Annotated in this window: 16 protein-coding genes and 2 pseudogenes; 17 read left to right on the top strand and 1 reads right to left on the bottom strand. The window is 46.6% G+C overall.

What is annotated here, in order from left to right:
- Positions 1 to 9: 9 nt before the first annotated feature.
- The 9 genes from EFK13_RS20280 (at position 10) to EFK13_RS20240 (ending at position 9,775) form a co-directional block, all read left to right on the top strand.
- A complete protein-coding gene (locus EFK13_RS20280) occupies positions 10 to 759 on the top strand; it encodes an amino acid ABC transporter ATP-binding protein (RefSeq protein WP_064815573.1) in 750 nt (249 codons plus the stop codon).
- A gap of 16 nt (positions 760 to 775) precedes the next feature.
- Complete coding sequence (gene sndB / locus EFK13_RS20275) at positions 776 to 1,918, top strand: N-acetyl-sulfur-metabolite deacetylase SndB (RefSeq protein ID WP_129507110.1); 1,143 nt, start codon at positions 776 to 778, stop codon at positions 1,916 to 1,918.
- Complete coding sequence (locus tag EFK13_RS20270; RefSeq protein ID WP_129507111.1) at positions 1,915 to 3,252, top strand: MmgE/PrpD family protein; 1,338 nt, start codon at positions 1,915 to 1,917, stop codon at positions 3,250 to 3,252. The genes sndB and EFK13_RS20270 overlap by 4 nt, the downstream gene beginning before the upstream one ends.
- 69 nt (positions 3,253 to 3,321) lie before the next feature.
- Positions 3,322 to 4,431, top strand: coding sequence for an ethanolamine utilization protein EutH (gene eutH, locus EFK13_RS20265; protein WP_129507112.1), 1,110 nt, complete (start codon positions 3,322 to 3,324; stop codon positions 4,429 to 4,431).
- Between the two features lie 71 nt (positions 4,432 to 4,502).
- Complete coding sequence (locus EFK13_RS20260) at positions 4,503 to 5,330, top strand: DUF1206 domain-containing protein (RefSeq protein WP_129507113.1); 828 nt, start codon at positions 4,503 to 4,505, stop codon at positions 5,328 to 5,330.
- A 134-nt stretch (positions 5,331 to 5,464) separates the two neighbouring features.
- The gene (gene deoR / locus EFK13_RS20255; RefSeq protein ID WP_129507114.1) at positions 5,465 to 6,406 is read left to right on the top strand and encodes a DNA-binding transcriptional repressor DeoR; all 942 of its coding nucleotides are present in this window, start codon (positions 5,465 to 5,467) and stop codon (positions 6,404 to 6,406) included.
- 105 nt (positions 6,407 to 6,511) lie between these two features.
- Positions 6,512 to 7,183, top strand: a complete 672-nt coding sequence (deoC, locus tag EFK13_RS20250; RefSeq protein ID WP_129507115.1) for a deoxyribose-phosphate aldolase — start codon at positions 6,512 to 6,514, stop codon at positions 7,181 to 7,183.
- Between the two features lie 79 nt (positions 7,184 to 7,262).
- Positions 7,263 to 8,444 carry a nucleoside permease NupC gene (nupC, locus tag EFK13_RS20245; protein ID WP_129507116.1) on the top strand — a complete coding sequence of 394 codons (1,182 nt, stop codon included), beginning with the start codon at positions 7,263 to 7,265 and terminating at the stop codon, positions 8,442 to 8,444.
- A gap of 29 nt (positions 8,445 to 8,473) precedes the next feature.
- On the top strand, positions 8,474 to 9,775 hold the full coding sequence (locus EFK13_RS20240; protein WP_129507117.1) for a pyrimidine-nucleoside phosphorylase: 1,302 nt from the start codon (positions 8,474 to 8,476) through the stop codon (positions 9,773 to 9,775).
- 43 nt (positions 9,776 to 9,818) lie between these two features.
- On the opposite strand, the pseudogene EFK13_RS20235 reads toward EFK13_RS20240, so the two are convergent.
- A pseudogene (locus EFK13_RS20235) lies at positions 9,819 to 10,168 on the bottom strand (amino acid permease); the annotation flags it as partial.
- Here EFK13_RS20235 and EFK13_RS21295 point away from each other — a divergent pair.
- From EFK13_RS21295 to bglP, 8 genes and pseudogenes are all read left to right on the top strand, one after another.
- Complete coding sequence (locus EFK13_RS21295) at positions 10,169 to 10,654, top strand: Gfo/Idh/MocA family protein (protein ID WP_407062106.1); 486 nt, start codon at positions 10,169 to 10,171, stop codon at positions 10,652 to 10,654.
- A 71-nt stretch (positions 10,655 to 10,725) separates the two neighbouring features.
- Positions 10,726 to 12,153, top strand: coding sequence for an arabinan endo-1,5-alpha-L-arabinosidase AbnB (gene abnB, locus EFK13_RS20230; protein WP_129507118.1), 1,428 nt, complete (start codon positions 10,726 to 10,728; stop codon positions 12,151 to 12,153).
- Positions 12,154 to 12,460: 307 nt separating this feature from the next.
- Positions 12,461 to 12,826 (top strand): YwqH-like family protein, encoded by a 366-nt coding sequence (locus EFK13_RS20225; protein ID WP_129507119.1) that lies wholly within the window; start codon positions 12,461 to 12,463, stop codon positions 12,824 to 12,826.
- An 11-nt stretch (positions 12,827 to 12,837) separates the two neighbouring features.
- Positions 12,838 to 13,107 (top strand): YwqI/YxiC family protein, encoded by a 270-nt coding sequence (locus EFK13_RS20220; RefSeq protein WP_044160050.1) that lies wholly within the window; start codon positions 12,838 to 12,840, stop codon positions 13,105 to 13,107.
- A 19-nt stretch (positions 13,108 to 13,126) separates the two neighbouring features.
- On the top strand, positions 13,127 to 14,755 hold the full coding sequence (locus tag EFK13_RS20215) for a ribonuclease YeeF family protein (RefSeq protein ID WP_129507120.1): 1,629 nt from the start codon (positions 13,127 to 13,129) through the stop codon (positions 14,753 to 14,755).
- A 21-nt stretch (positions 14,756 to 14,776) separates the two neighbouring features.
- Complete coding sequence (locus EFK13_RS20210; protein ID WP_015250872.1) at positions 14,777 to 15,094, top strand: hypothetical protein; 318 nt, start codon at positions 14,777 to 14,779, stop codon at positions 15,092 to 15,094.
- A gap of 166 nt (positions 15,095 to 15,260) precedes the next feature.
- Positions 15,261 to 15,746 (top strand): annotated as a pseudogene (locus EFK13_RS20200) (T7SS effector LXG polymorphic toxin); the annotation flags it as partial.
- Between the two features lie 426 nt (positions 15,747 to 16,172).
- A complete protein-coding gene (bglP, locus tag EFK13_RS20195) occupies positions 16,173 to 18,011 on the top strand; it encodes a PTS beta-glucoside transporter subunit IIABC (protein WP_129507122.1) in 1,839 nt (612 codons plus the stop codon).
- The last annotated feature ends 15 nt before the right edge of the window (positions 18,012 to 18,026 follow it).

Below are 18,026 nucleotides of genomic sequence, written 5' to 3'. Positions count from 1 at the left end.
TGAAATCAGTTGATAACAGTAAAAAATATTCGCAAAGCGTTTAAAGATCTCGTCGTGCTCGACGGAATCGATCTAGAAGTGAAACGCGGAGAAGTCGTCGCGATCATCGGTCCGTCCGGTTCCGGAAAATCAACGCTTCTCCGGTGCTTGAATCTATTAGAACGTCCTGATCAAGGCCTCATTGAAATCGGGGAAGCCAAACTGAACGCGGAAAAGTTTACACGCAAGGAAGCACACCGGCTTCGCCAGCAAACGGCCATGGTCTTTCAAAACTACAATTTGTTTAAAAATAAAACCGCACTGCAAAACATTACAGAAGCTTTAATCGTGGCTCAACACAAATCACGAGATGAGGCGAAACGCATTGGAATGGATATTCTGAAACAAGTCGGTTTAGAGCATAAAGCTGACAGCTATCCGATCACAATGTCCGGCGGCCAGCAGCAGCGGATTGGCATCGCGCGGGCGCTTGCGGTCAATCCGCATGCGATTTTGCTGGATGAACCAACTTCTGCGCTTGACCCTGAGCTTGTCGCAGGGGTGCTTCAGGTCATCAAATCCATCGCGGAAAAACAAACAACGATGATCATTGTGACACACGAAATGGCGTTTGCAAAAGAGGTCGCTGATAAGGTGATTTTTATGGCAGACGGCCATATTATCGAGCAGGGAACGCCGGAAGAACTGTTTGACCATCCGAAAAACGAAAGGACGAAAAGATTTATCAAGCAGGTGGGAGAGCCTGCAGAGCTTATATAAGAAAGGGAGAAGAACAATGGCCGACAAGACGTTCCATAACCGTTTAATCAATATGCGGCGTGATCTTCATGAACATCCTGAACTGTCATTTCAAGAGGTTGAAACGACGAGAAAAATCCGCCGCTGGCTTGAGGAAGAGCGTATCGAAATTCTTGACGTTCCTCAATTGGAAACAGGCGTGATCGCGGAAATCAAAGGGCAGGAAGACGGGCCAGTGATCGCGATACGAGCGGACATTGACGCGCTCCCGATTCAAGAACAGACGAATCTGCCGTTTGCATCTAAGGTTGGCGGCACGATGCATGCGTGCGGACACGATTTTCATACAGCATCCATTATCGGCACGGCCATTTTGCTGAACCAAAGACGGGCTGAGCTGAAAGGTACAGTCCGCTTTATCTTTCAGCCGGCGGAAGAAATTGCCGCTGGAGCAAGAAAGGTCATAGAAGCCGGTGTGCTTGATGGCGTTTCCGCCATTTTCGGCATGCACAATAAGCCGGATCTGCCTGTCGGGACCATTGGTGTCAAGGAAGGTCCGCTCATGGCAAGTGTTGACCGATTTGAGATCGTCGTCAAAGGGAAAGGCGGACATGCCGGCATCCCGAATAACAGTATTGATCCAATCGCTGCCGCAGGTCAAATCATCAGCGGCCTGCAATCTGTGGTCAGCCGCAACATCAGCTCACTGCAAAACGCGGTTGTCAGTATTACAAGAGTTCAAGCGGGCACTTCATGGAACGTGATTCCCGATCAGGCTGAAATGGAGGGCACCGTTCGAACCTTTCAAAATGAAGCAAGGCAGGCTGTTCCGGAACATATGAAACGGGTGGCTGAAGGAATTGCCGCGGGCTACGGGGCAAAAGCGGAATTCAAGTGGTTTCCTTATTTGCCTTCCGTTCAGAATGACGGCGCGTTTTTGAACGCGGCATCAGAAGCTGCGGCGCGGCTTGGCTATCAAACTGTTCACGCTGAGCAGTCTCCTGGCGGCGAAGACTTCGCTCTGTATCAAGAGAAGATCCCTGGATTTTTTGTCTGGATGGGAACGAACGGCACAGAGGAGTGGCATCATCCGGCCTTTACATTGGATGAAGAAGCGCTGACGGTTGCCTCTCAATATTTTGCTGAGCTGGCTGTTCTTGTCTTGGAGACCATCAAATGAGCAGCCAAGGGCTGACAGCAGGTCTTGCAGAGGCTGTGAGAACGTCACAGCCGGAGCATTCAATTGACGCGATGCGTGAAGCGAAAAAAGGATTGCTCGACTTTACTGCCGCTTCATTCGCTGGAAGAGAAGATAAAGGCATTCAAAAGCTCCTCCGCCTGATAAAGGATGAAGGAGACACGCCACTTGTCCCGATCATCGGGCAAGGAACAAAGGCCGCGCCATTACAATCCGCGATGCTCAACGGATTTATCGCCCATGCATTGGATTTTGATGATGTCCACTCCGATGTAAGAGGGCATCCCAGTGCCGTCATCGTGCCGGCCCTGATGGCTTCAGCCGCTCGCGGACATGACGAGCGGCTTCTTGGCGCTTATATTGTCGGTGTTGAAGTGATGGCTAGACTGGGAGAATCAATTGGCAGCCGTCACTATGAAAAGGGATGGCATAATACAGGAACCCTTGGCGCGATCGCTGCCGCCTGCGCTGTAGGTTACGCAGAGGAACTGACTCAAGAAGAACTGGAAAAAGCGATTGGCTTTGCTGCAACGCAATCTGCCGGAATGAGGGTGCAATTTGGAACAGAAATGAAACCGCTGCATGCCGGGCTGGCGGCTCAGGCTGGATTACTGGCCGTTAAGCTCGCCCAATCAGAATTCGGAGGGGCTCGTACGGCGCTTGATGGAGAAACTGGTTTCTTCGGCCTGTACGGTGATTTGGAAAAAGCACAAACCACATTGCTCAACCGTTGGGGCACACCATGGAGAATCGTGAAGCCGGGTCTATGGTTTAAAATTTATCCATTTTGCTCCGCGGCACACCACTCCGCGGACGCAATTCGAAAACTTGTCACCGAGCAAGCCATTTCTGGCGCCAATACCGAGCGGATTGAAGTGATTTTCCCGCCGGGCGGAGATGCTGCATTGACGGAAAGATCGCCTAAGACTGGAGAGGAAGGTCGTTTCAGCGTTGAATATGTCATTGCTCTTGCTTTGCATGGACATGAGCTGACCGCTGAACATTTCAACAGCCAGCCGATCCCAAGCGGCATTCAAACGACAATGGGGCATATTCAGCGAGTATATGACAATACTATCCAGCCCGCTCCTCATGCTGTGCCAAAAGGGCGTTTCACGATAGTCCGGGCCTATTTAACAGACGGCCGCATGTGCGAAGCGCGTGTGGATTGTCCAAAAGGAGCCCCCGGCAATGAGCTGTCAGAAGAGGACATTAAAGAAAAATTGAAGGTAACGGTTCCGCATGAAAAAGCGCGGGACATCATAACAGCCGTTGAGGAAGCCGATATCAAAGAATTTTTGGCGCATATTGAATAAAATTCAGCTCATTTAACCGATTTCAGATGATATGATAAAACCAATCATGCGTTTGAAAAAGGAGAAACGATGACGGTGAATGACGCGGTTGTATTCATTTTGTCCGCTTTTTTACTATGGGGAGCGGCGGATTATTGTTTAGGTAACAGATGGGGGCTTGGCGAGCGGTTTGCGGACGGCTTCAAGGCCATGGGGCCGCTGGCGCTGTCCATGATCGGAATCGTTTCGCTGGCACCCGTTCTGGCAGCAATCCTGATTCCGATCGTCTCTCCGATTTACACAGCGATTGGCGCCGATCCCTCATCCTTTGCGAACACCATCTTGGCGATTGATATGGGAGGATATGCGCTCGCGGGGGAGATGGCGAAAGATCCAGAGGCCGGACTGTTTTCATGGGTGTTTTTAGGAACGATGATGGGGCCGGCAATCGTCTTCACGATTCCCGTCGCTCTAAGCATCATTGAAAAAGAGGATCAACCGTACTTTGCAAAAGGCATTTTAATCGGGCTGTGCACAGTGCCGATTGGGTGCTTAATCGGGGGTCTATGCGCAGGCTTTGACATCGTCATGATAGGTAAAAACCTCCTGATTCCGTGCCTTTTGTCTGCTGTAATCGCTTTTGGGTTATGGCGGTGCACTGACAGCATCATTCGTTTATTTCATCTCTTCGGAAAGGCTGTCAGTATGGTTGCGATTATCGGACTCGCAGCTGTCTCCGTTGAAACGATGACAGGCATTGTGCTGATTCCCGGAATGGAAAAAGCTGAAACAGGGATACAAACGACAGGCACCATCGCCATTGCCTTGGCAGGGGCTTTTCCGATGACGGCCTTTATCACAAAAGCTTTTAAAAAGCCGCTTCAGGCTCTGGGGAGATGTTTACATTTAGATGAAACAGCAACAGCAGGCTTGGTGACTTCTTTGGCTCATCATATTCCAATGCTGGCTTCTTTAAAAGATATGACGCCGAGAGGAAAGGTCATCAATGTCGCGTTTGCGGTTAGCGGAGCTTTTGTACTCGGCAGCCATCTCGGCTTTGTGGCCGGAATGAAAAAAGAAATGGCGGCGGCCATGATGATTGGAAAATTAGCTGGAGGAATCACAGCTGCCGCAGCGGCTGCCTGGATGACGACCGCGCAGTCAGCGGATCAGTCAAAACATGCCTCAGCCGGTCACTGACACAGACGCTGTTTCAACTTTGTCCAATCGGGAATGTAACAGTAAGGAATCTGTGAAAGAGGGTTGGACACATGGCTGTGAAAGACCAATGCATGTCAAAGATCAAACAGGAAACCAAGCCTTGGATCAAGCGATTCGGGAGGCTTGGTTATTTTGCATTCGGCGGCGTTTTTATCCTGCTCGGGATTTTAGCCTTTATGACGGCGGCCGGGGCGGGCGGCGCGAAGGATTCGAGCGGGGCGCTCCAAACCTTATCACGCATGCCATATGGGTCATTCTTGCTTTTTCTCATTGGCGTCGGTCTTATCGGTTATGTGATATGGATGGTGCTGAGCGCCCTCAAGGATACGGAGGGCCACGGAACAAGCAGGCGAGGCCTGTCGCGGAGAACGGGAAACTTTTTCAGCGCCGCCGTTTACGCATCCATTGCTTGGAATGCTTTGCGATTTGTGTTTGGCAAAGGGGACGGCAGCACTTCGGAACAGACGTGGTCCGCTTATGTATTAGCGCAGCCGTTCGGCCAATGGTTCACAGGGCTTACGGGTGCGGTTTTTATCCTATTTGCGATTGTTCAATTTGTGAAGGGCGTCCGGGCGGCATTTATGAAAGAATTCGATACGTCAAAAATGAACAAACAGATGATATGCATCGCAAAAAACACCGGGCGCGCAGGCAATATCGCCCGCGCCATTATTTTCTCAGCCATCGGCTATTTTCTCATCAAGACAGCCATGACAGCTGATCCTGACGACACAAGAGGCTTTGACGGCGCGCTCGCCGAGCTCGCGCAGCAGCCGCATGGCAAAATGATTCTATCTATTTTGGCATCCGGGCTGATCTTATATGGAATGTACGCTATGATGAAAGGCATTTATCAGCATATGACATGGGAGAAGTAAGCTCTGGGCAGATCTGCGCCCAGAGCGTTTTATAGTTTCTTAGAAATCAGGTGGATGAAAGCTGGCGCCAGCCTGTATAATAAAAGCAAATCGAAAGCAGTTTCATCGGGAACTGATCCAAAGGGAGGTGCGGAATGGATCGGGAAAAACAACAACTAAGCATAGAAGTGGCAAGGCTCTACTATCAGTCTGACTACAGTCAGCAGCAAATTGCTGAGCAGCTCAACATTTCAAGGCCGACCGTTTCCCGGCTGCTGCAATATGCAAAAGAAAAAGGGTTTGTCCAGATTCGCGTCATGGACCCTTTTGAGGATTTGGATGCGCTCGGTTCCATGCTTGAAGAGAAATACGGGCTTCTCGAGGCGCATGTTGTATTTTCCCCGACACCCGATTATGCAGGAATTACACATGACCTAAGCCGCTATGGTGCAGAATATATGCATGAAACGGTAAAAGACGGCGACATTGTCGGCGTCAGCTGGGGAACCACCATGTATCAAATCGCGCAAAACATGCAGCCGAAGCAGGTAAAAGGCGTCGAGGTCGTCCAGCTGAAAGGCGGCATCAGTCATTCCCGGGTAAACACGTATTCCGCTGAAACGATTCAGCTGTTTGCGGAGGCTTTTCAAACGATGCCGCGCTATCTCCCGCTTCCCGTCGTGTTTGATAATGCGGATGTGAAGCGAATGGTGGAGAAAGACCGTCATATTGAGCGGATCATCGAGATGGGCAAGCAGGCGAATATCGCTCTCTTTACGGTGGGAACGGTCCGTGACGAAGCGCTGTTATTCCGGCTTGGGTATTTTCATGAAGAAGAGAAGGCCCTTCTGAAAAAACAGGCCGTCGGGGATATCTGTTCACGCTTTTTTGATGCGAAAGGGAATATTTGCAGCAGCGCCATCAATGACCGGACCATCGGCGTAGAGCTTGAAGACCTCAGGCTGAAGGAACGCTCCATTTTAGTGGCTGGCGGGAGCAGAAAAGTGCCTTCCATACATGGCGCGTTAACAGGAAAATATGCCAACGTTTTAATTATTGACCAGCATACCGCAAGGGTGCTTGTTAATGATTTGTGACACGCTCAAACCGTTCGTTGAACAAAATTTCAATTACCAATTTACATATGTTCAAAAGTCGGTTATGCTAAAAAATATCTTAACAAAAAAGGAAGTGTGCGAAGGATGTCATTAGCTCACATAATTGATCATACAGCTTTGAAACCGCATACACAAAAAGCGGAAATTCTAACATTAATCGAAGAAGCGAAAACATACAAGTTTGCTTCAGTATGTGTCAATCCGACATGGGTGGAGCTTGCTGCAAAAGAGCTTGAAGGAACTGGAGTCGACGTTTGTACGGTCATCGGCTTCCCGCTCGGCGCCAACACAACTGAAACAAAAGCGTTCGAAACAAAAGACGCCATTTCAAAAGGCGCCACTGAAGTGGACATGGTCATTAACATTGCCGCTTTGAAAGACAAAGAAGACGATGTGGTTGAAGCGGATATCCGCGGTGTGGTGGAAGCCGCAGCCGGAAAAGCGCTTGTCAAAGTCATTATCGAAACATGCCTTCTGACTGATGAAGAAAAAGAACGTGCGTGCCGTTTAGCGGTTTCTGCCGGAGCGGACTTCGTGAAAACATCAACAGGCTTCTCTACAGGCGGCGCAACGAAGGAAGATATCGCCTTAATGCGCAAAACAGTAGGCCCTGATATCGGCGTGAAGGCATCTGGCGGCGTTAGAACGAAAGAAGATGTAGACACAATGGTCGAGGCGGGAGCAAGCCGAATCGGCGCCAGCGCAGGCGTTTCCATCGTAAAAGGAGAAAACGCATCAGGCGGAGACAACTACTAAGAAGCTGACGGAAGGCATTGGCTTTCCGTTTTCTGAGGAAACAATTGTTGTAAGCGAATACAAATAAAGGAGAACACATATGAAGTATTTGATTGGGATTATCGGTTTAATCGTGTTTTTAGGCCTTGCGTGGATCGCGAGCAGCGGGAAAAAAAGAATTAAGATCCGCCCAATTGTTGTTATGCTCATTTTGCAATTTATTCTCGGCTATATTCTCCTCAATACCGGGATAGGAAATTTCCTCGTAGGAGGCTTTGCGAAAGGATTCAATTACCTGCTTGAATACGCGGCGGAAGGAATCAACTTTGTGTTTGGCGGACTCGTCAATGCGGACCAAACGACATTCTTTATGAATGTGCTCCTGCCAATCGTGTTTATTTCCGCTCTAATCGGGATTCTGCAAAAGTGGAAAGTCCTCCCGTTTATTATTCGATATATCGGTCTTGCCCTCAGCAAGGTAAACGGTATGGGAAGACTGGAATCATATAACGCAGTCGCTTCTGCTATTTTAGGGCAGTCGGAAGTATTTATCTCCTTGAAGAAAGAACTCGGCCTTTTAAATCAGCAGCGTTTGTACACGCTTTGCGCTTCAGCGATGTCAACCGTATCCATGTCAATCGTCGGCGCGTATATGACAATGCTCAAACCGGAATATGTTGTAACGGCGCTTGTCTTGAACTTATTTGGCGGTTTCATTATCGCTTCCATTATTAATCCTTACGAGGTTGCAAAAGAAGAGGATATGCTTCGTGTAGAAGAGGAAGAAAAACAATCCTTCTTCGAAGTGCTCGGAGAATACATCCTTGACGGCTTCAAAGTAGCGGTTGTCGTTGCTGCGATGCTGATCGGATTTGTCGCGATTATTGCCTTAATTAACGGTATTTTTAACGCGGTATTCGGTATTTCCTTCCAAGACATTCTTGGATATGTGTTTGCTCCATTCGCTTTTCTTGTGGGTATTCCATGGAATGAAGCTGTTAATGCGGGAAGCATTATGGCAACAAAAATGGTATCGAATGAATTTGTCGCCATGACGTCTCTGACGCAAAACGGCTTCCATTTCAGCGGCCGCACAACAGCGATCGTATCGGTATTCCTTGTGTCATTTGCGAACTTCTCCTCAATCGGAATCATTGCCGGTGCGGTAAAAGGACTGAATGAAAAGCAAGGGAATGTCGTCGCTCGTTTCGGCCTGAAATTATTATACGGCGCTACGCTTGTCAGCTTTTTATCAGCGGCAATTGTGGGCTTGATTTATTGAACTTAATTGAAAAGGATCGGTGACTATACATGAGAATGGTAGATATCATCATCAAAAAACAAAACGGAAAAGAACTCACCACAGAAGAAATTCAATTTTTCGTGAACGGCTATACGGATGGAAGCATTCCTGATTATCAGGCAAGCGCGCTTGCCATGGCGATTTTCTTCCAGGATATGAGTGACCGTGAACGTGCAGACTTGACGATGGCTATGGTGAACTCCGGTGAAACGATTGATCTTTCTGCCATTGAAGGGATTAAAGTGGATAAACACTCCACCGGCGGCGTCGGCGATACGACAACACTCGTTCTCGCCCCGCTAGTTGCGGCTCTCGGCGTGCCGGTTGCCAAAATGTCCGGCCGCGGCCTCGGCCATACGGGCGGGACGATTGATAAATTAGAGGCAATCGACGGTTTTCACGTGGAACTGACGAAGGACGAATTTATTAAGCTTGTGAACCGCGACAAGGTCGCCGTCATCGGCCAAAGCGGCAATTTAACGCCTGCTGATAAAAAACTGTACGCGCTTCGTGATGTAACGGGAACGGTCAATTCCATCCCGCTGATTGCAAGCTCGATTATGAGCAAAAAAATCGCTGCCGGGGCGGATGCCATCGTGCTGGATGTAAAAACGGGAGCGGGCGCCTTCATGAAAACGGAAGAAGACGCGGCTGAACTCGCCAAAGCGATGGTACGCATCGGAAATAACGTCGGCCGCCAAACAATGGCTGTTATTTCTGATATGTCTCAGCCGCTCGGCTTTGCGATCGGAAATGCGCTTGAAGTCAAAGAAGCGATCGATACGCTCAAAGGCGAGGGCCCTGAGGATCTTCATGAGCTTGTCTTAACGCTCGGAAGCCAGATGGTCGTGCTTGCGAAAAAAGCCAATACTTTGGACGAAGCGAGAGCGAAGCTGGAAGAAGTCATGAAAAACGGCAAAGCGCTGGAGAAATTCAAAAACTTCCTGAAAAACCAAGGCGGCGACAGCTCGATTGTTGACGATCCATCTAAGCTTCCGCAAGCTGCATATCAAATTGATGTGCCTGCCAAAGAAGCGGGTGTCGTCTCCGAAATCGTCGCGGACGAAATCGGCGTCGCAGCGATGCTGCTGGGTGCCGGACGCGCCACAAAAGAAGATGAAATCGATTTAGCCGTCGGTATCATGCTCCGCAAAAAGGTCGGCGACAAGGTAGAAAACGGCGAACCGCTCGTGACGCTTTACGCCAACCGCGAAAACGTTGATGAAGTCATCGCGAAAGTCTATGACAACATCCGCATCGCAGCGGAAGCGAAGGCGCCGAAGCTGATTCATACGTTAATTACGGAATAATTAAGAAAGCACACCCCATCATGAGCGGGGTGTGCTTTTTTCATTAAAGGATATGATCGATCTGATATTCCTCTTGGCCGATTTTTTTGATTTCATCATCTTTCTCTTGAAATAGAAGATGAGATAGCAAAGAATGATACAAGGTATTCCGCAGAAAAGCGCGATTCTTTGATTGGGGTCAAAAGCAACGCCGATACAAGAAGCTGAGCATAGTAAATGAGCGGCTATGGGCATCAGAGGATAAAGCGGCGTGCGACATGTCAGATCTTTTATATTCCCCCCTTTTTTAATAAATCTCTTTCGAAACAAGAGCTGGGACAGCGCGATGCTCATCCAGACCACGACTCCGGCAAATCCGGCAATCGCTACCATCACGACATAGACAGTTCCGGGGTGGCTGGCGGCGCACTCTTAGACACGGGAGCCTATACGCTTGCGTTCGTAAGGTATTTTCTCACGAGCCAGCCGAATGAGATCCTCAGCACGGCCAAGCCGGCTGACACCGGTGTTGACGAGCAGTCAGGCATCATCTTAAAAAACGCCGACAATGAAATAGCTGTCATATCGCTGAAAATGAGGGCGAAAATGCCAAAAGGAGGCGTGGTTGCCGGAGAAAATGGATTTATCACAGTGTTAGATTTCACAAGGCCGGACAAAGCGTTCATTACGTACGCAAATGGAAAAACAGAGATGATGAAAGAAGGAGAAACGGCAAAAGGGTTGAACTATGAAGTAGAGGACATGCAAGCAGCAGTCCTGCACCAAACAGACAGCCAGACCATCAGTCTCTCCCTGGCTGTCATGAGTATCATGGACAATGTAAGGGAACAGTGGGGAATCACCTATCCGTTTGAATATGAAAACATCCGGCCTTCATAGCGGGCCGGTGTTTCTTCATAGAAAATGTAAGCGCTTAAAAATTTAATTAAAAAGTGAGGCGAATTGTTTAGATGTTCAACCGATTGTTCCGTGTATGTTTTCTTGCAGCCCTTATCATGGCCTTCACCCTGCCAAACTCCGTCTATGCACAAAAGGCAGAAAAACCAGAAAAACCAGTATTTAAAGAAGTCAGCGTCCATGACCCTTCCATCATTGAAACAAATGGCACCTTTTATGTTTTTGGATCTCACCTCGCTTCAGCTAAAACAAATGACCTCATGCAATGGCAGCAGCTAACCACCAGTGTAAGCAGCGACAATCCTCTGATTCCCAATGTCTACGAAGAATTAAAAGATACCTTCGAATGGGCGCAATCCGATACCCTTTGGGCGGCTGATGTCACGCAGCTGGCGGACGGCAAGTATTATATGTACTACAACGCCTGCCGCGGCGATTCGCCAAGATCCGCCATGGGTGTCGCCGTCGCTGACAACATTGAAGGCCCGTACAAAAACAAAGGCATCTTTTTAAAATCAGGAATGGAAGGCACAAGCAGCGATGGAACACCGTATGACGCAACCAAACATCCGAATGTTGTAGACCCGCATACCTTCTTTGATAAAGACGGCAAGCTGTGGATGGTGTACGGATCATACTCAGGCGGCATTTTCATTCTTGAAATGAATCCGAAAACAGGCTTCCCGCTTCCTGGGCAGGGATACGGCAAAAAACTGCTCGGCGGCAACCACAGCAGAATCGAAGGCCCGTATGTTCTCTACAATCCAGACACCCAATACTACTACTTATACCTGTCATATGGCGGTCTCGATGCAACAGGGGGCTACAACATCCGTGTCGCCCGCTCCAAGAAACCGGACGGTCCTTACTATGACGCAGAAGGCAACCCGATGCTTGACGTCCGCGGCAAAGAAGGCACATTCTTTGACGACCGATCCATCGAACCATACGGCGTCAAACTCATGGGCAGCTATTCATTTGAATCAGAAAACGAAAAAGGACCCGGCTACGTCTCACCAGGACACAACTCAGCATACTATGACGAAAAAACCGGACGCTCCTATTTAATCTTCCACACCCGCTTCCCGAGCAGAGGTGAAGAACACGAAGTCAGAGTCCACCAAATGTTCATGAACAAAGACGGCTGGCCGGTAACAGCGCCATATCGTTACGCAGGAGAAACACTGAAAGAAGTAAAACAAAAAGACATCACAGGAACATACAAACTCATCCAGCACGGAAAAGACATTTCAGCCGACATCAAAAAAACCATCAACATCCAGCTCAACAAAAACCATACCATTTCCGGGGAAATGACTGGAACATGGAAGAAAACCGGAAAAAGTACAGATGAACTTACGTTAGCCGGCAAGAAGTATAGCGGAGTGTTTTTACAGCAGTGGGATTCAGTGAGAGAGAAGAACGTGATGACGTTTAGTGTGTTGAATGGCAGCGGTGAGGCTGTTTGGGGATCTAAATAAGATGGAGAAGCGCCTTCGAGAGAAGGCGTTTTTTATGATCTTTGTTGACTATTAGTAACGGTTAAGAGGGAGAAAAAATAGAAGTGGAAATGAGGTTAAAGACCTAAACAAAAAGACCCTCTTTATGATCATCATCCCCCCCTTATAAAATCATATAAATCGAATTTTAGCAATTTAGAACCAGGACAACTCTCCTTAAGACAGACCCTTTTACCTATTTATCCAATATGACCCATCATGTAATATGAAAATAGTCTGTATTGTAAAGAATTTACACAGTTTAGATAGAAACACGAGGTGTTACGGCATGCATAGTGAAATGTTGTTACATTCGGTAAAAGCCAACTTACATGAAAAGCAGGAACAAATCCATCAGTTAAAACGAGTGCTGCACGAAATCAGGCAAATCAAACATGAATTTTCCGAGGCCCAGCATCTCATTCACCGGCCTCATCTTAACCGGGAGGCATGGAGAGGAACACATGCTGAGAGGTTTGAAGATATTCGTGAAGGAATGAACAAAGCATATCAGCAAATCAAAAACGATCAAGTCAGCGGAATCATCGAAAGCATCGAAGGAAAAATCGACTCATTAGAGGGCGAAATATATTCCATCAGACGCCAAATCACGAGAATAGAGCATGAAATAGAGAAGGAAAAACATAAAAAGTGAGGTGAGCACAAATGGCACAGGAAATTAAAATGGTCTATGGCACAGTGAAGCAAGGGCTCTCACAGCTCAAGAATTCAGCTGAACTCAAGTCCTCCGTGCCCGGCCATCTCTCAGGCAGAAATCATTTAAACGTTGTAAAGTCCATCGAGCAATTAAATGAGGACATCAAAGAACTCACTGAAGCATATGCGTCCGTTCTGGCCAAGCATATCGCACAAACGGAAAGCGCGGTAAACGCCATGAAGGAAACGGACGAAAACATATCATCTTCCATGAAATAAAGCGCGGGAGGACAAGGGATTGAAAACATTAGATGTCCACGCTCTTCACGAGGGCATTCAGCATACGATTGAGAAACTGGACAAGCAAAAACAGCAGCTGGAGAAGCTGGAAAAAAGCGTTGAGCACCTGGCAAGCATGAAGGACGCGCTAAAAGGAAAAGGAGGAGATGCCATCCGGACCTTCTACGAGGAGTGCCACAAGCCTTTTCTCCTTTTCTTTGGCATGTTTATCGATGAATACAAAAAAGTGCTGAAACAAACACAGCATGCGATTTCCTCTGTAGAATCTGATTCCCACGGCATGATCGCAGAGGCTTTTCTCTCACACGACGCAAGACACGGGGTCAAGCATGCACGAGAAGTGACAGAGCAGCTCACTGACGCAGTCAATCGCCAGACATCAGCCATCGGCCACATCGTCAGCCTGCCGACAGTCAATGACTCCTTTTTCCGGATGGAAACAGAACAGGCTGAGCGACTGATTTCAGACACCCTGAATAAGCTCTTTCAATTTGACGGCCAGCAAACCCAAGCACTAGAAACAGCAAAATCAGATTTTCAAACGATGAAAAAATACATTGATCAGCTCGAAACGATGTACACCGGGCCAAAAATTGAAATCACAGGCTACAAAAGCGGCTCCATCCTGAAATCAAAGGAAGAAGAAAACATCAACCAAACCTTGGGCGCCATTAACCCGCAAATGAAGCAGGCGGATGATTCACCGATGGAGATGATGTTGAAGAAGCTAGAGAAACATAAGCAGTCCAACGTTGATACCGTGGTGAAGGATGGCAAACAACAGAGGATCGAGCGCGAGATTCATGCTGATGACAGTAACGTAACAGTTCTGCAGAAAGAAGCAGCAGCTCACCCGAAAGTCTATGGAGACATACGGGTGATAAATGATAAACTGTATAATCATAAAGGATTAAAAAAGATAGATACGATTCAAGTGATTGACGAGCTAGAAAGTGATACTGCAAGCATGGACTACGTCGGCGGCAAATATTATGTATATGAAAACGGCCAAATCGTAAGAGAATTCTACGCTGGAGGGAAAAAGCGGCTAGAAGAAGTGTCTTACATACCAGAGGATAAAGTAGGCGGAGCTAAGTCACTGGATTCATTTCTTGCCGGAACCCAATATGAATTTATTGAGTGGGTAAGTCCTCAGGGCGCTATTAAAAAATTGGCGGTCCGAGGCGGGAAGCGTGTTGTCACAGATGTGGCTAAACATGTTACGGAGAAGGAAATTAAGGGTGAAGTTAATAAAGTTGCTTCTAAGGGTACGGGTGAAATTGGTTGGAACATGTCAAAAGGCGGAGGAGAAATAAATGGAAGAAAGTATTCTCAGCATGCTTTGGAAAGAATGGCACCTGATATTCCTGAAGTAAAAGCTACTTTAACAAGTAGAGCAATTAAAAAAGCTGAAGAAATAGGATATAAACCACAAACAAAAGAATTTAGTGATTTTATCAAAAAATATGTTGACCCAAGAAATATTTCACCTTCAGTTATTGAAGACGCTATAATGAATACGAAAAAGATACCTGGTAATAGAAGCGGAACGTTTGTTCATGAAACACTGGATGTCAAAGTAATAATAAATGAAGCAGGCGATGTTATCACAGTTATACCGAAATAATTAATAAAAGGATGAATACAAATGTTTATAAAGTATGATGAATATGATCTATTAGAACTTTTTCAAAGTGAGCCGGTGAGTATAACAGGCAATATAGATGATGGAGAATTAATTTATACTTACAAAGATGACCAAAATTTCAAGGTGATTTTAACTTTAGATGTATATAAGCAAACGAGTAGTCTAAGTATTACATTTAATGATTCTATAGTATTTACAGGTGATTTTAATAATGTAACAAGTATAAAAAAAGATGACAAAGTTATGGTAATGAATGTGGGTCAAGAAGAGAGACTTAAAGTTAAATTTTGCAAACAAGTTGGAGTGGAGTTACTTTAAAATAGCCTTATTTTATTAGAAAGAATATATAAAACAATTATGATATTCTCTCAGATAAATCAGTAGGTGAAGTAGTTGATACTTCTAAATATAATGTTATTGTTATCATACCTTGACTGGCTATATGCCTTTCAAGGTTTTTTAATAAAAATAATCTTTTATAAAGCTAATTCATAAACCCTTTCTCCTTTTCTTTGGCATGTTTATCGACGAATACAAAAAAGTACTAAAACAAACACAGCATGCGATTTCCTCTGTAGAATCTGACTCTCACGGCATGATTGCAGAGGCTTTTCTCTTGAGGAGGATATACATGGAATATGATCCTTTAATAAAAGCGTTAAAAGAGTATAAAGATAGTGACTTGATAATAGAGTGGGATAGTGGATTAAAGATTATTGGTGAACCAGACACACTCTTTGAAACAGACAATGGGTTGGATGACGATGATGTGAATTTTATCAAATATTATGCAGTTACATTTCAAGTAAATGATATTTTAGCTCATCCTATTAGTGAAGAAAGTAGTTTATATAATTGGTTAATACAAAAGAAAGGTTCATTAGTTGAAATTTCACTTTATGATGATCCGCCAAGTGCAGTTTTTTTAACTGACGGAGAAAGTATATGGAAAAGGGATAGTCAAAAATAAAACATGTACCTTGATCGGCAAAATTGCCTTTCAAGGTTTTTTACTTTTTATATTAAGTCAGATTATATTTGTGAGAATTTTTAGTGAAATAAAAACAAAATATACAAAATACCTTATCACTATAAACAAAAATAGTACTTAAAAAGTAATTTCCCTTAGTCAACACCAAAAATGAAAGCGTTGACATCTCATAAATCTAGTGCTAAAGTATACCTACAAACAAATACAGCGACCCGTCAGGATTGTTACTGTGAAAGCAGGCAAAACCTAAATGGTACAGGTGCAGGAGGAGACTCTCGCAATCTGTGTCATTTAGGTTTTTTTATTTTCATGTAGGAGGTGATGCTGCAGTTTGATACAAAAAAAGCTGGATGAAAGGCGGCCACCTTTCATCCAGCAGTCCCCCCATAAAAAGGAGGTATACACATGGATTATGATAAATTATCGAAGGACATATTACAACTCGTAGGCGGTGAAGACAACGTTCAGCGCGTGATTCACTGCATGACGAGGCTGCGTTTTAATCTTCATGACAATTCGAAGGCGGATCGCAGTCAGTTGGAGCAGCTGTCGGGGGTGATGGGCACCAATGTCAGCGGCGAGCAGTTTCAAATTATTATCGGGAACGATGTGCCGAAGGTGTATCAGGCGATGCTGCGGCACAGCAATCTCAGTGATGAAAAGAGCGCTGGTTCATCCTCTCAGAAAAAGAATGTACTGAGTGCGGTCTTTGATGTGATTTCTGGTGTGTTTACCCCGATTCTGCCTGCGATTGCGGGAGCGGGGATGATCAAAGGGCTTGTCGCGCTAGCGGTTACGTTTGGCTGGATGGCGGAGAAGAGCCAGATCCATGTCATTTTGACGGCTGTCGGTGACGGCGCGTTCTACTTTCTGCCGCTCCTGCTTGCGATGAGTGCGGCGAGAAAATTCGGAAGCAATCCATACGTAGCGGCGGCCATTGCGGCGTCGATTCTGCATCCGGATTTGACGGCGCTGCTTGGTGCGGGGAAACCGATTTCCTTTATCGGGCTTCCTGTAACCGCTGCTACTTATTCGTCAACCGTCATTCCGATTTTGCTGGCGATTTGGATCGCTTCATACGTGGAAAAGTGGATTGATCGTTTCACACACTCCTCTCTCAAATTGATTGTGGTTCCGACATTGACTTTACTGATTGTCGTACCGCTTACATTGATTACAGTCGGTCCGCTTGGTGCTATTTTAGGAGAATACTTGTCTGCTGGCGTGAATTATTTATTTGATCATGCAGGGCTTGTGGCGATGATTTTGCTTGCGGGAACGTTCTCTTTAATCATTATGACGGGCATGCATTATGCCTTTGTGCCGATCATGATCAACAACATCGCTCAAAACGGACACGATTATATACTTCCGGCTATGTTTTTGGCGAATATGGGGCAGGCCGGGGCATCATTTGCCGTCTTCCTTCGCTCCAGAAATAAAAAGTTTAAATCACTTGCGCTTACCACAAGCATAACGGCGCTGATGGGGATTACAGAACCCGCGATGTACGGTGTGAATATGCGTTTGAAAAAACCGTTTGCGGCCGCTTTGATTGGCGGTGCAGCCGGTGGCGCGTTTTACGGTATGACGGGTGTTGCTTCCTATATTGTCGGAGGGAATGCGGGTCTGCCGAGTATCCCTGTCTTTATCGGCCCGACGTTTATTTACGCGATGATCGGTCTTGTTATTGCTTTTGCGGCCGGAACAGCAGCTGCGTATTTGATTGGATTCGAGGATGTACCGTCTGACGGCGGCGAGCGGCCGGCTGTAGGAAAAAGTGATGAAGGCGGCGGAGAAATCATTCACAGCCCGATTAAAGGAGAAGTAAAAGCATTAAGCGAAGTGAATGATGGAGTGTTTTCTGCCGGGATCATGGGAAAAGGGTTTGCCATTGAGCCCGAAGAAGGAGAAGTCGTTTCACCCGTTCGCGGAAGCGTTACCACTGTTTTTAAAACAAAACACGCCATTGGCATTACGAGTGATCAGGGAGCTGAAATCCTCATACACATTGGGCTGGACACGGTGAAGCTCGAGGGACAATGGTTCACGGCTCACGTCAAAGAAGGCGACAAGGTTACACCGGGCGATCCGCTCGTGTCCTTTGATCTGGAACAAATCAAAGCCGCGGGATATGACGTCATTACCCCGGTGATCGTGACCAACACAGACCAATATGCGTTTTCGCCGGTGAAAGAAATCGGCAAAGTGCAGACAAAAGAAGCGTTGCTTGCTTTATCCTAAAAAAATGATGGGGTG

The organism is Bacillus cabrialesii (assembly GCF_004124315.2).
Classification (GTDB): Bacteria; Bacillota; Bacilli; order Bacillales; family Bacillaceae; genus Bacillus; species Bacillus cabrialesii.
The sequence above is the reverse complement of the archived record's forward strand: the minus strand, read 5'-3'. Positions and strand labels throughout refer to the sequence as shown.